14 protein-coding genes are annotated in these 13,544 nt (G+C 50.6%); 10 read left to right on the top strand and 4 right to left on the bottom strand.

All coding sequences use genetic code 11. The annotated features are described in order from the left end of the window. Positions 1 to 56: 56 nt before the first annotated feature. Both HPT30_RS24530 and ligD read right to left on the bottom strand, forming a co-directional pair. Positions 57 to 2,462, bottom strand: coding sequence for an S-layer homology domain-containing protein (locus tag HPT30_RS24530; RefSeq protein WP_175373930.1), 2,406 nt, complete (start codon positions 2,460 to 2,462; stop codon positions 57 to 59). 190 nt (positions 2,463 to 2,652) lie between these two features. Then, positions 2,653 to 3,537: a non-homologous end-joining DNA ligase gene (gene ligD, locus HPT30_RS24535; protein WP_175373931.1), complete on the bottom strand. Its 885-nt coding sequence runs from the start codon at positions 3,535 to 3,537 to the stop codon at positions 2,653 to 2,655. A 168-nt stretch (positions 3,538 to 3,705) separates the two neighbouring features. Here ligD and HPT30_RS24540 point away from each other — a divergent pair, with 168 nt between their 5' ends. From HPT30_RS24540 to HPT30_RS24555, 4 genes are all read left to right on the top strand, one after another. Then, a complete protein-coding gene (locus tag HPT30_RS24540) occupies positions 3,706 to 4,287 on the top strand; it encodes an RNA polymerase sigma factor (RefSeq protein WP_246317407.1) in 582 nt (193 codons plus the stop codon). Then, positions 4,248 to 5,429, top strand: coding sequence for a hypothetical protein (locus HPT30_RS24545; protein WP_175373932.1), 1,182 nt, complete (start codon positions 4,248 to 4,250; stop codon positions 5,427 to 5,429). Before HPT30_RS24540 ends, HPT30_RS24545 begins: the two co-directional genes overlap by 40 nt. Before the next feature lie 145 nt (positions 5,430 to 5,574). Further along, the gene (locus HPT30_RS24550) at positions 5,575 to 6,399 is read left to right on the top strand and encodes a hypothetical protein (RefSeq protein ID WP_175373933.1); all 825 of its coding nucleotides are present in this window, start codon (positions 5,575 to 5,577) and stop codon (positions 6,397 to 6,399) included. A 76-nt stretch (positions 6,400 to 6,475) separates the two neighbouring features. Next, positions 6,476 to 7,282 (top strand): hypothetical protein, encoded by an 807-nt coding sequence (locus HPT30_RS24555; protein WP_175373934.1) that lies wholly within the window; start codon positions 6,476 to 6,478, stop codon positions 7,280 to 7,282. A 50-nt stretch (positions 7,283 to 7,332) separates the two neighbouring features. Here HPT30_RS24555 and HPT30_RS24560 read toward each other — a convergent pair whose 3' ends face one another. Beyond that, positions 7,333 to 8,295: an ATP-dependent DNA ligase gene (locus HPT30_RS24560; RefSeq protein ID WP_175373935.1), complete on the bottom strand. Its 963-nt coding sequence runs from the start codon at positions 8,293 to 8,295 to the stop codon at positions 7,333 to 7,335. Between the two features lie 11 nt (positions 8,296 to 8,306). Beyond that, a complete protein-coding gene (ku, locus tag HPT30_RS24565; RefSeq protein ID WP_175373936.1) occupies positions 8,307 to 9,371 on the bottom strand; it encodes a non-homologous end joining protein Ku in 1,065 nt (354 codons plus the stop codon). A 203-nt stretch (positions 9,372 to 9,574) separates the two neighbouring features. Between ku and HPT30_RS24570 the strand changes: the two genes are divergently transcribed. The 6 genes from HPT30_RS24570 to tsaD all read left to right on the top strand — a co-directional run bounded on the left by HPT30_RS24570 (position 9,575) and on the right by tsaD (position 13,326). Next, a complete protein-coding gene (locus HPT30_RS24570; RefSeq protein WP_175373937.1) occupies positions 9,575 to 9,763 on the top strand; it encodes a hypothetical protein in 189 nt (62 codons plus the stop codon). A 33-nt stretch (positions 9,764 to 9,796) separates the two neighbouring features. Continuing rightward, positions 9,797 to 9,979 carry an H-type small acid-soluble spore protein gene (locus HPT30_RS24575; RefSeq protein ID WP_066377425.1) on the top strand — a complete coding sequence of 61 codons (183 nt, stop codon included), beginning with the start codon at positions 9,797 to 9,799 and terminating at the stop codon, positions 9,977 to 9,979. A gap of 420 nt (positions 9,980 to 10,399) precedes the next feature. Next, a complete protein-coding gene (tsaE, locus tag HPT30_RS24580; RefSeq protein ID WP_175373938.1) occupies positions 10,400 to 10,897 on the top strand; it encodes a tRNA (adenosine(37)-N6)-threonylcarbamoyltransferase complex ATPase subunit type 1 TsaE in 498 nt (165 codons plus the stop codon). Beyond that, positions 10,887 to 11,759 carry a tRNA (adenosine(37)-N6)-threonylcarbamoyltransferase complex dimerization subunit type 1 TsaB gene (gene tsaB, locus HPT30_RS24585; protein ID WP_175374053.1) on the top strand — a complete coding sequence of 291 codons (873 nt, stop codon included), beginning with the start codon at positions 10,887 to 10,889 and terminating at the stop codon, positions 11,757 to 11,759. The genes tsaE and tsaB overlap by 11 nt, the downstream gene beginning before the upstream one ends. After that, complete coding sequence (gene rimI / locus HPT30_RS24590) at positions 11,756 to 12,280, top strand: ribosomal protein S18-alanine N-acetyltransferase (RefSeq protein ID WP_066377428.1); 525 nt, start codon at positions 11,756 to 11,758, stop codon at positions 12,278 to 12,280. Before tsaB ends, rimI begins: the two co-directional genes overlap by 4 nt. Continuing rightward, the gene (gene tsaD, locus HPT30_RS24595; RefSeq protein ID WP_175373939.1) at positions 12,277 to 13,326 is read left to right on the top strand and encodes a tRNA (adenosine(37)-N6)-threonylcarbamoyltransferase complex transferase subunit TsaD; all 1,050 of its coding nucleotides are present in this window, start codon (positions 12,277 to 12,279) and stop codon (positions 13,324 to 13,326) included. The genes rimI and tsaD overlap by 4 nt, the downstream gene beginning before the upstream one ends. The last annotated feature ends 218 nt before the right edge of the window (positions 13,327 to 13,544 follow it).

The following is a 13,544-nucleotide window of genomic DNA, read 5'->3' on the forward strand; positions in this document are numbered from 1 at the left end:
GCTGAAAGGGATACTGCATCCTGGGGCTTGCGCTTTTTTGTATTGTTATAGTGTTGTTATGACGGTTGTACCGATTTCAATGTAATCTGTTGTTCTTCGGAAAAAGACTTCTGGGTTCCTGTGCCATCGGCATCTGCTCTAAAGCGAATAAGATAATCCCCGGCAGACGGAATTCGTTTATCATGCAGTTCGAAGGCGATGTCCTGTGAAGGGCCTGTTATGTTTTTAATAGTGAGGGTGTGCCCATCATTACTTAATTGATCCGAGGCTATATTCCTCCACCCGTTCACGAATATAAGATCATTTGTGGTGAACGTCAGTCCTTCCAATGTAACTTCCAAGGTTCCATTCGAATAAGCTTCCCCCATAACATAGTCAAAGCGGATCAAGAATGGAAGAGATCCTGCTAAAAATGACTTGGAGGGTACGAACGCGGCTGGGTCAGGAAACCCATAATAAGTTGAAGGCAGTGTTGGTACGGCTGGACGAGCTCCTTTTTGCAAAGTGAATGTAAAGGCATGTTCAGCATCGAGTGGAGACTCTTTACCATCATCATTCGTGGAGGTAAGGATATAGCTGTATCCACCTGCATCCAGATCTCCGATATTGGCGGCAGGGAGTGATCCGTCCGCCTGACTTAAGCCGAGATTAAGCGGGCTTCCCAAGCGATCCTCTTCATCCACGATGCCATTCTCGTTAAGATCCTCCCAACGATAAGCTTTTACTACAGCGTCTGGTTCACTAACCGCGCCAGCCGAGCCTTTAATTTGATCCTGTTCACCCTTGTAGTTATCAATCACTTCAAATTGTGAGATATCGACCGTTGGCACATTTGATTTGATGATCTGATCCAGTGTTTTGGTAGCGGTGGTTCCTGTTTTCGTTCCCGTTTTGGCTATAGGCGTAACTTCAAGTGTGAGATAGCTCCCGAGATCTTCGTCGGTCAATTGATAAAATTGATTGGTGGCTCCGGGGATGGCTGTTTTGTTGGAAGCCTCTAGGGATTCAGAGCGATACCATTGATAATTCAAGGAATCAACCTCATCGTTCTCTGTGTCAATATAGTCAAAATCAGCAAGGAGTTGATCTCCCACAGCAGGCTCATCTCGTGAAATAATCTGCAAATCCTGAATGGTCGGAGCTTCATTTACGCCGGATAGATTTGAGCCGCGATACTCCTCTTTCCTAAACGCATATGACGCATCTTCACCTCCGATGTAAAGTACAGCCTCTGGTCCCGTCACATCTGAGACAATTTTAAAGCTAAATAAATCAACGACCGATGCCTTGGCGTTCACATGACCTTCGGTCAAAGCCGCATTTAAGACACGCACAAAATCTCTCATGTCCTCATAGTTTTGATCCGCTGTGATCGTAGCTGTATTTACACCGTCGCTAACGGTAAATGTCTTTGGCTGTTCCGTAAAGTTGCTATTGTAGATTCTTTTACTAAGTGCAAACGCAGACGATGTCTCGTAGATCGGCGCCGGAGTCGGCGTTGGCGTCGGTGTTGGTGTTGGCGTTGGTGTCGGTGTCGGTATCGGCGTTGGTATCGGCGTTGGAGTCGGCGTTGGAGTCGGTGTCGGCGTTGGAGTCGGTGTCGGTGTTGGTGTTGGTATTGGTGTCGGTGTCGGCGTTGGCTCCGGTGCCGATGTTGGTGTCGGAGTCGATGTTGGAGTTGGCGTCAGCGTCGGCTCAGGTGCCACCGGCGTTGGCGAAGTCCAATTGCTGCTGTTAGTGCTGGTGGTAGTTGGTGTGGATTGTGGAACGACCACCCCTAATACCGGTTCCGGTGTTGCTGGCTGGCTCGGGTTCTCGGCATCCTGTTTAGATTTTTCGACGAGGAATTTAGAAGCGACTAGAGCAACTTCCTGACGAAGTGCGCTGCTCTTCGGCCGGAAGGAACCGTCAGGATTACCTCTCATTAAGTTTAATTCCAGTGCAGCGGCGACGGAATCCTTAGCCCAAGCAGAGATGGAAGATGTGTCACTGAAGGTTAAGTCTCTGCCTTTTCCGGTGATGTCAACAGCTAAGGCATTCATAAAAATAACAGCCATTTGTTCACGGGTCAGCGTATTCGCACCTCCAAACAGCTCTCCGCCAATGCCTTTCACGAGCCCTGCCTTCACAGCAGCTTCCACGGCATTGAAAGCGTATGAATTACTTGGTACATCACTAAATGTAGCTAATGCAGGCGGGGAAGTCAGATCGAGATTCAGTGTTTTTGCCAGAATAATGGCGAAGTCTTGTCTGGAAATTAAGCCAGTCGGATTAAATTTGCTATCCGTTGTTCCATTTATAATCCCTTTGTCCATTAATTCTAAGATGGCATCTTTCGCGTAAGAATTAGAGATATCAGTAAACGATGCCGAAGCAAATGTGTGAGGTACTAAAGTACCAAGCAGCACAGTGGTAGATAACATGGTTATTGATTTCTTCTTTAACGATTGTTTCTTACTCATAGCCTTCTTTCCCCCTTAAAATTGCTACATGCGACAATTCCCTCGAAAAGTCGACAATATCTGCACGGCTAATTGTACAACTCGCTGCTGAACGTATTCTGGACAATCCCTGGTAGGAAAGTTATTTTGACGTAAGATGAAACGCAAAAAAGCCCTCTTTTTAAGGAGGACTTCTTAAATTTTTATCTTTTTAGGAAAGCTGCCGGGCAATGACTTCCACCGGCTGCGGGGGTACGCTGGTAATCAGGTCACCTGTCCGGGTAAGGCGTTCTTCAATATTGAGCAGATGATAATCCGTAACAGAGACGTTCCGTTCAACTTCTTCCCAGGTTAAAGGTGTTGAGACGGTTGCGAGCGGACGAGCCCGGGGGGTATAGGGTGCCGCAAGGGTTTTGCCGCTGTAATGTTGAAGATAGTCAAAATAAATCCGGTCTCCACGATGCTTCTTCAGCCGCTCCAGTGTGAACAGCTCCGGGTGCTTCTCGGTCACAAAACGTCCGACAAAATGTCCTACCCTTCGAAGGTCGTCAAAGGTTACGCCCGGGGTAATCGGAACGATAACCTGAACGCCGGTTGCCCCGGAAGTTTTGGGAACTGAGTTGAGGCCAAGGGATTTCAGCACCTTACCTACAATCGAAGCTGCTTCCATAATGCGCGGCTCCTCTTCGCGGGAAGGGTCCAAATCAATCATCCATTCACAGGGCAACGTGCTGCCCGCAAGGTGTAAGGACGGATGAAACTCCAGCGCTGCGAGATTGCCGAGCCAGAGCAGTTCAGGCAAGCCCTGCAAGGTAATGTAAGTAATGTCGTCGTGGTTGAAGGTCCGGACGAATGGCGGGAGCGGCTCAGGCGCGTTCTTTTGATAAAAAGACATGCCGGTTACGCCATGCGGATAGCGGATAACGGTCAGCAGCCGGTCCCGGCAGTAACGGAGCAGATAGGGAGAGAGAGCGGCAAGCTTTTGCAGATACAGCTTCTTGGTGATGCCGACCTCAGGCCACAGCGGCTTGTCGGGATTAGTGATGATGATCTCCTGCCCGTCTACTGTGATGGAGCCTTTGACTGCAGTGGGCATGCTGGACTCCTCCTTCGCTTGATTAGAGATATTATGTGCTGCAGGATTTTTTTCAGTCCGGAGTATCTTGGAAACAGACGCATCATAATTTCCCTGAATATGTCCCGTACAGACGTTTCTGTTGCTTATAAAAGTAGAGGAATATGGTTAAAGGGGGTCATTGCCATTTTGGAGGGGGTTGAACAAGCCATTATGAGGGTGCAGGACGGTGAAAGTGAGCAGTATGCTCTCATTGTGGAGACCTTTCAAAAGCCTATCTATCGCTACTGCTGCAGGCTGCTAAACAGCAGGACGGAAGCTGAGGATGCGGTGCAGGAAGTTCTTGTGAAGGCTTATCAGAATATCGGACAATATCGTCCGCTGACTAGTTTTTCTTCCTGGTTGTACAAAATTGCTTATCATCACTGTCTCGCCCTATTGCGCAAGCGGACTCGCCAGAACAAAATTCTCATGCTTTTCCAGCCTGGACCACCTGCTGAAAGTCCAGAGCAAGCGATGGAAAGGCGTATCTTCAGTGAACCACTGGCGATTGCACTAGCGGGGTTAAGTCCGGAGGAACGAAGCTTGCTGGTGCTGCGGGTTTTTGAAGAGCAGAGCTTTGCTGAGATTGGCGAGATTCTTGATAAAAATATGGAGGCAGTCAAGAAGAAGTATAGGCGAACGCTGCTGAAGCTTGGCAAGATGCTGGAGGCGCAGAAAGGAGGGAACACATGGAACAGGAACGATTCACTGCTGAAGAAGAAAATGTAAAGAAAATGAGCCGGAATGACAGCTATCAGGATATCGATGTCAAGGACGCTGTGATGAAACGGATACGTACAATACATGTCCAGAAGGCACAGGATGAGGCTGCATTTTCCCAAGAATCTAATGAGCCATTAATGCAGAGGACTCAGGAGGCGCATCAACGTCAGCCCCGGTTCAAAGCTAAGATTGCGGTGTCGGGAGTTGCGGCAGCGTTACTCATTGCAGTCACTGGTTTTGGGATCTTCAAGCTGGCCGGGGACTACGCTACGCCAGAGCGTCCCCTTACTGCCGTTAAGATTATTGAATCTCAGGCCGGGACTCCGCATGTCCTTAAGAACAGCGCTGGTCAAGTGGTACTGGGAGTACAGAATATTACTCAAGGAGATACTCCCCTACCGAGTCCTTCCCCAGCAGCATTGAAATATTCCGAACGGATGAATACTTATAGAGATCAGGTAGAAGCTGCGTTGAATCCCGGCGAAAGGGCGGTATTTTACGTCAAGGATGCCGAGCTTGATAAATTAGCGACAGGGCTTGGATATGGCACTAAGCTAATTGATGCTGCGCGGCCACAGGTGTATAACGATTATACTGCTTTCGATAAGGCATGGAGTGAGATTGACCATTCCGGAATCCGGATTCCCTCCAGCCTGCCGGACGGATATGAATTTGATCAGGGGAGGATTACCGACCAAACTTTTCTGAACCAGACGACTCCGAAATACCTGACGGTACTTCAACAGTTGGAAGCCGAGGCCCAGGCTGATACCAGTGGAAAGCAGGTCTTTATTAGGAAGCTGGAGAAGAGTCGGGCAAAACATCTTCAGGTCAACCTGGACTACATTAAGAATGGGGCCAAGAGATCAATTCGGTTGAGTGTATCTGAACTCATGACTAACGGCTCTACTAAGGTGAGTATTCTGTCTGGACAGTCAGAAGAGAAATGGTCGATAGGAGGAAAAGAAGCGCTTTTTATCTCCATCTCTCAAGCTGCTGGCAATCAGGGAGGGTGGTTAGCGGCCAACAGGTTAGTTTATTATGACCAAGATTCCAATATGCTGTACACCCTGAGCGATGTCAGTAAACCGTTGACCAAGAACGAATGGCTGGCGTTGGCGCCTGTGTTCATTCAGCAGAGCAGATGAGGTTTTATTCAATCCTTTCGCCTTAAAAGCGGAAGGATTTTTTTTGATGGTGTCCCTTTTTAGCAATGATCGGCGTTGTAAGAGTGAATGGAACTAAGATATCAAATGCGGCTGGTATAGCTGCCAGAGGAGAGAGCCTAAAACGATGAAATGGAATACCAAAGCAATGTCTGTGACGTTGAGTCTTATTTTACTGATGGGGACAGCCGGAGGAACGGCAGGGGCAGCATCGGCCAAGAAGAAGGTGCGAGAGACAACTGCGAAGCAAACTGTTCCACAACCAGCTAAACAGCCCGCAAAGCAGGAACCATCGATTCAACAGCTGATTGATGAGGAACGGGCGTTGAAGCTGAACGCGGGCGATGTTCGAATATCTTACGTGAATAATCCACAACTCAATCCAACCGACGCTATTGATTTTCAATGGATGGCTTACAATTTCAATACGCTTAATGATGCCGCTCAAAAACTGCAAAATTTGGTTGGTGAAAAATTGTTAGCCCCGGGAGGTATTCCGGAAGGCTTTGGATTTGAAAGTGCGGCAATTGATCCTTCTATCCCGTTCTTTCTGAGTGAGGATTATAAGAAGCTCAGGGATCAACTGAAAGCGGAGGCTATAGCTTCCGGTAAAAAATTTCTTGCCAAGAAATACAAATGGACAGGAGCAGAGACTAGATTGACCTATACGCGGGGCGGGGAAATAATTCGTATTCATGCCGGACCGAAGCTGATCCTCCCCGCGGGTGCTACTTATGTAAGCATGCCAGGGGATCAGAGCCAGACGCTGGAGATTGCGGGTCGTGAGGTGCTCTATACGACATTTGGACCGAAGAGCAGTGATTTTAAAGAGGAACTTCGGTGGTTGAGTGAGGATGGGAAGCAGGCCTATAAAATCACTGTCAATCGAAAGAGCACGCTGACAGGTGAAGATTTGCAAACCATGGCTGCCAGTCTGATTACACAAAGATAAACCGGGTATGTCCACTGCAATATTGTAAAATCTCAAGATTTTCTATATAAAATGTCCCGAAGGAGTGCAAAAAACAATGAAAAAGAACATGCCAGCCGCCATTGCAGCCATGAGCATGGTATTACTGCTGGGGGCAGCCAGCGGAGCTGTTAATGCAGCCTCGTCATTCACGAAGCAGAAGAGTCAGGCCACTGCACCTGTGGAGCAGCCTATCAAGACGCCTCTGTCCATTCAACAGTTAATCGACAAGGAAAATGCCGTCAAGCTGCAACCCGGCGAAATCCGTGTGATGTACATTAATCATGGCCAGTCGAATCCGGATGACATGCTGAATTTCAACTACATGCCCTACAGGTATAACACCATTAGCGAGGCTGCACAGAAGCTGCGAGCTTTGACAGGCGAAACACTGGAGGAACCGGGAAATCTCCCGGAACGTTATAATTTTCAGGAAGCAGTCATTGATCCTGTAATCCCGTTCTTTCTGAGTGATGATTACAAGAAGCTCAGAGATGAGCTGAAAGCCGAAGCTGTGAAATCTGGTCAAAAAGTCATTGCCAAAAAATATAAGTGGACCAGTGGGTCGGCTACACTGACCTTTACGCGGCGTGGGGAGAGAATTTGCCTTCATTCAGGGCCGGCGGTCGTGCTGCCTCCGGGTGTAACGTACGCTTCGCTGCCTGGAGATAAGGATGAGGATTTGATTATTAATGGCCGTGAAGCGGTCTATACTGTCTTTGGTCCACATCACTATGATCTCAAGGCTGAGCTGACATGGAGCAGGCAGGATGAAAGTCAGGATTACAAGCTGACGGTGAACAATAAGAGCACTCTTACTAAAGAACAATTGGAAGAGATCGCAGCCAGCCTAATCAATCCGTAATCATGTCAAAAAGCGTTCTTCCGGCAGCCCCGGAAGAACGCTTTTTTCTGTTAAGTCAACGTGGCTGTACCCCGCTGACTTAACAGGCAGTCCTGTGGTGGAATATCCACCAGGGCCTGAATTACGGGCTGGCGCAGTGTTCCGGATGTATTCCACTCCAGAAAATGAATTTTGAAGCAGAGCTGCGGCTTGATCCAGAAGGCTGCCTTACTCCGCTGGGGCAACGCAGTAAAAGGCATGGCTGGAGCTGCCGATGTCTGGGCATACCGGGTCAGCTCACGCCAATCCTGCACGGTCAGCTTGCCTGCACCAGCATGGCCAATATAATGCAGTTTGCCCTCATCGTCATACAGGCCGAGCAGCAGCGCGTTGACCATCCCGTCACGGAAGGTCACACCTCCGGCAACCGCAACAAGATCCTGAATGATTTTGCGCTTCTGCCAGCGCTTGTCCTTGCCACTCAAGGCGTAGGTACTGTCGATGTCCTTACAGACTATGCCCTCCAGCCCGCCCTTTTGGGCAGCATGGAACAGTTCTGCCGGATCGGTATAACTGGGGACACTTTGTACATGTGGATGAGGCAGCAGCATTTCAGCCAGAAGCTGCTGCCTCTTATGCAATGGCTGGTCGAGCAGCCACAAGCCATTGCAGTACAGGATGTCAAAGACCATATACATGATTGGCACCTGCCGTTTTACAGCTTGGATCGTGCCTTCTGTCCGCAGACTGTCCCGCCGCATAACTTCGTGAAAAGAAGGCTTGCCGCCGCTGAGGGCGATAATCTCGCCATCCAGAATGATGGAATTTGCTTTAGAATAGGCAGCAGCATCCGCGAGTTCGGGATACTGGAGCGTGCGGCGGTTCCCACGCCTGTTAACCAGTTCGGTGCTATTACCGTCATAATAGGACAGCATGCGAACGCCATCCCATTTGATTTGGGCGATCCACTGGTTACCCTGCGGAAGCTGATCAGCTAGTATGGGCTCGAAAGGGATCACTGGCTTCAACTTCATCTGCCGGTCCTCTAAGAAATCGTTTCTTTAGACTTAGCGCTGCGGCGCTTAGTTTTAGTCGGTGCGATGACCGGGATGGGGCCAACCTTCGGAGCTCCGGCGGTTGCAGGTGTTGCGGAAGGAGAAGCTCCAACAGGTGGTGCGGCACCGGACGTAACCACAGGTGTAGTCTGGGCAGATGGCGCAGCTCCGGCCAGAGGCGTAACCGCAGGTTCCGCCGCAGAGGTCTTTGCCGTTTTTCTTTTACCTGTACCGGCAGTCTTCGTTTTCTTGGTGCCGGACAGGGAGGGCCCAGGATCTGTGGGAACATGCTGAACGGCCTCGATACTAGCCTGTAGTGCGGCCATCAGGTCGATTACATTGCTCTCTTGCTTCGTAGGTGCAATATGAAATTCCTCCCCTGCAATCTTATGCGAGATGAGATCCTGCATTCGCTGGCGATAATCGTCCGTATATTTGGACGGCTCGAACGGCGTGGACAGCTGGGAGATCAGCAGCTTGGCCATCTCCAGTTCCTTGTCGTTCACGGCACCGGTACCCGGCAGATTGGGAACTTGAGAAGCCGGACGAACCTCGTCAGGGTAGAAAATGGTCTCGATGGCAATGCATTCTTCCAGCACCCGAATCGCTGCCAGGCTGCTCTTGGAGCGGATGGAGATTTTGGCAATGCCGATTTTACCCGTCTGCCGCATAGCCTCCATCAATAGCCGGTAGGCGTTGCCTCCAGCCTGATCGGGGGAGAGGTAGTAAGTTTTTTGAAAATAAATCGGGTCAATCTCTGTCAAATCGACGAAATCGAGAATCGTAATGTTCTTGCTGCTTTCTTCGTTCAGCTGATCCAACTCTTCCTTATCGAAGGTGACAAACTTACCTTTCTCATATTCGTAACCCTTGCCGATCTCCTCCCAGGCGACTTCCTTGTCGCAGACCGGGCATTTGCGCACATATGACAGCGGGCTACCGCATTCTTTATGAATGTAACGCAGCGAGATGTCTTTATCCTCCGTAGCGGAGAACATTTTGACCGGAACGTGTACAAGTCCGAAGCTGATGGCTCCTTTCCACACGGTATGCATGATATCGCCTCCTGAACAATTATGTTACTGCTTTAAATGTTATAAGAGCATAAGGGCATGGATTTGCTTTGGCTTAGTATGGTGCTGGATACGTTTTTCTAGCCGGGTGCATTTTTTGTGAACGATGGGAAAAAATAAGGCCAGGCAAGAGGCTGGAATTCAGCAATCAGTGTGCTGATATGACGTACGGCGGAGGGGAAAAGATGGGCAAATCTTGGAACGAGTGGAGCGACAGCTTGAGTGAGCAGGACATTCCTGCAGAGGTAGTCGACTGGAATGCCGTCACGTCGAACACGCCAGAGAATGAGGATAGCGCGGATGGGGACAAGTTGGATGCAGAGCAGACCATTGGCGAAGTCCCGCCGGTCACCAAACAAAAGGATAAAGCGTAAATGATCCAATTTCACAAGGGAGGAGGACATGACATGGATGTACAACGGGCTAAGGATATTTATGCTTCGAAGGAAATGATTTCGGTTCATCTGGACGGCGAGCCGGTCTGGATTGAGCATGTGGATGCCGAGAACGGCATGGCTACCGTGCAGGTGGGGTCACGTCCGACCAATACGCATACCGTAGGCGTGGAACGGCTGGAAGAAAAGCGTTAAGGAATTAGTCTTACAAGGAACGTCGTAATAATGAGAGCGGGATAAAGAACTGTGTAATAAAGAACTGCGTTGTAAAGAACTACGTGGTAAGAATTACGTGGTGAAGAACTACCCAGTAAAGAACAGTATCATGCTGTCTAACGGCTTGATCTGCTGCAGGCCTGTTGCCCCTTTTGTGGGCAAGGGCCTTTTTGCACATATAAGAATTTATATGTTTTACGCTATAAATTATCCTTATATTTCTGCTGAAACGGATACCGTCCCCTCAAAGGACGGCAAATCCGTCTCTAATTGCGAATCTCAAAAGTGACACCGTTGTTGCGGTAAAACAATCATACCGATATAATTAATTGTATTGTACTTCGACAGATTTCTTGGGTAATCTGACGATTACGGACTTATTTAAAGGTGGTATTGAAGTTGGACAATAATGTCGAATCGGTGCTCAAATACCATTCCTACAGCCTGGAGGATACCGAGAGGCTTGCGGCTGCTCTGGCGGCTGCGGCGGTACCTGGTACCGTAATCGGACTGGATGGCGATCTGGGAGCAGGAAAGACAGCGTTTTCCCAACGCTTTGCCCATCATCTGGGTGTAGAGGGAATCGTCAACAGCCCTACGTTTACAATTATCAAGGAATATGCGGGACGTCTGCCGCTGTATCATATGGATGTATATCGGATATCGGTTCACGAAGCGGACGAGCTGGGTCTGGATGAATATTTCTACGGGCAAGGGGTTTGTCTGGTGGAGTGGAGCAGTATCATCACTGAACTGATGCCTCCGAAGCATTTGCATATATACATGGAGACGGTTGGCCCGAACGAACGTATCATCACGGTAACGGGAACCGGCGAGCCTTATGATGAATGGTGCCGGACTCTGGAACAGAACGGGGTTAAGAAGAATGACGAGTGAAAATGTAGAGCCGCGCAAGCGGTTTTTGGCGCTTGATACATCGACGGCTACACTGGGAGTTGCCGTCACAGAAGGAGGCGTCGTGCTGCATGAGATCAACGCATCCGGCGAACGGAATCATTCCGTTCATCTGCTGCCGATCATTCAGCAGGCGTTGACTGCATCAGGAACGGACCCTGCTAGCCTGGCCGGTATATCGGTCGGCGTTGGGCCGGGTTCCTATACCGGGACGCGCATTGCCGTGACCGCAGCCAAGACATTGGCCTGGGCCTGGAAACTGCCCGTGGCCGGTGTGTCCAGCCTGCATGCCCTGGCATGGGGCGGCTGGCAGGCCGGTCTCGCCGGAGAGGCTGCGGCGAACCGGCAGAATAACGCCGGCAGCGATGTCGATGCCGGCGTTCCAGCGGAGTCCGGGGCCGGTACCTATGGCCCGGACTGGATCATCCCGCTGCTGGATGCTCGCCGCGGGCAAGCCTATACGGCGCTGTTCGCAGCTGCTGACAGCGGTGCGCCGGTTCGCCTCGAGCCGGACGCCATCCGCCTGATGGCGGATTGGGTGCAACGGCTCGGCGAACGGCTGGAAGAAGCCGCCGCGACAGGCACCAAGCCGCGCAGGCTCTGGTTTGTCGGCGAGACGGCGCTGCATGCCAGCGAAGACTCGCTGCGGCCGCTGCAAGAGGCCGCGAGCTTAGAGGCGGTGCCTTATGAATTGGAAGGACGCTGGGCAGGATTGCTCGGCGAAGCAAGACTGGCGCAGGGAGAGAGAGATGATCTGCACAGCATTATACCTAACTATACCCAGCTTTCGGAAGCGGAAGCCAATCTGCAGTTAAGCAGAGAAGGGAGCATAAATAAACGATGACGGAAGCGGAGTCAGTAAGAGGGCAGGGAGACGGTCTTGTTTTTCGCCTGATGAAGGTGGAGGATATTCCCGATATTCTGGTTATCGAACGGGAAGCCTTCACTATGCCGTGGACGGAGGAAGCCTTCCGCAACGAGCTGACACACAATCATTTTGCCAAATATATGGTAATGGAGCTGGCCGGCCATATTATCGGTTATGCTGGGATGTGGGCGATTGTGGATGAGGCCCATGTGACAAACATTGCCCTGCTGGAGGCCTATCGTGGCCGTAAATGGGGAGAACGCCTGCTGGACGAGCTGATGAGAACGGCAGCTTTTTTAGGCATGCAGTCGATCACACTTGAGGTCAGGGTAACCAATGAAATTGCCCAGAATTTATACCGCAAAAAAGGCTTCCGCTCGGCGGGTACCCGTAAAGGTTATTACTCCGATAACCGTGAGGATGCGCTCATTATGTGGGCCGACCTGCCGGCTTACGAGGAGCGAAGCATTTTGGAAGGAAGCGTGGACCATAAATGAAGACTGAAACGGGTGCACTTCAGCCTGTGATTATATTGGCAATTGAGACAAGCTGCGACGAGACCTCGGTGGCTGTGGTTAAGGACGGCAATGAGGTGTTGTCCAATATCATCTCCAGCCAGATCGAGACGCACCGGGCCTTCGGCGGGGTAGTCCCTGAAGTTGCTTCGCGCAAGCATGTGGAAGTAATGACACTGGTCATTGAAGAGGCGATGTCGGCTGCGAACGTAACACCTGAGGACTTGACAGCCATCGCTGTGACACAGGGGCCGGGTCTGGTGGGCGCACTGCTGGTAGGTGTAGTAGCTGCCAAAAGCCTGGCGCTTGCCTGGAACAAGCCGCTGATCGGCACACATCATATCGCCGGGCATATCTATGCCAACCGCCTCGTTGCTGAACTACAGTATCCCTGCATGACACTGGTGGTGTCTGGCGGGCATACTGAACTGGTCCATATGGAGCAGGAAGGCCGCTTTAATATAGTTGGCCGCACTCGTGATGATGCGGTGGGCGAAGCTTACGACAAGGTGGCACGTGCGTTAGGATTCCCATATCCAGGGGGCCCTCATGTGGATCGTTTGGCTCGGGAAGCCGAAGAAGCTGTAACGCTGCCTAGAGTGTGGCTCGAGCCGGACTCTTATGATTTCAGCTTCAGCGGATTGAAATCTGCGGTTCTGAATGTAGTCAACCAGAGCAAGATGAAAGGTTTGACGCCGGATGTCGCCGGAATTGCTCGGGGCTTTCAGGAGTCGGTTGTAGAGGTGCTGGTCGAGAAAGCCGTTCGGGCCGTTCGGGCTAACAGTGCCAAACAATTGCTGCTCTGTGGCGGTGTGGCTGCGAACAAGGGCTTGCGTGAAGCACTGACAGCCCGCTGTGAGAAAGAGGGCATCGAATTGATTGTACCTCCGCCGGTTTATTGCACGGACAATGCGGCCATGATCGGTGCGGCTGCCTATGTGAAATGGAAGCATGAGGGTGGCATTCCTCTCGATATGGTGGCTGATCCTGGATTTTCGCTGGAAAAATGGTCTGTTCCCACCTATTGACTTCAGTTCGTTGTCTGGGTATAATCAGTTCAATTATAAATTAACGCAAACGCAATGAATGGAAGCAGTAAGGAAACTCCGGGTTAAGAGAGCTGCGGGATGGTGCAACGCAGTCGAAGGAGACCTGAACTCGTCCGGGAGCGGAGCGGTGGAACAAAGGAAACCCTAGACTGGGTATTTGGTCGGCAGTGCACGCCGGATCCTTTCATACATCGTTA

This window comes from Paenibacillus agri (assembly GCF_013359945.1).
Classification (GTDB): Bacteria; Bacillota; Bacilli; order Paenibacillales; family Paenibacillaceae; genus Paenibacillus_AQ; species Paenibacillus_AQ agri.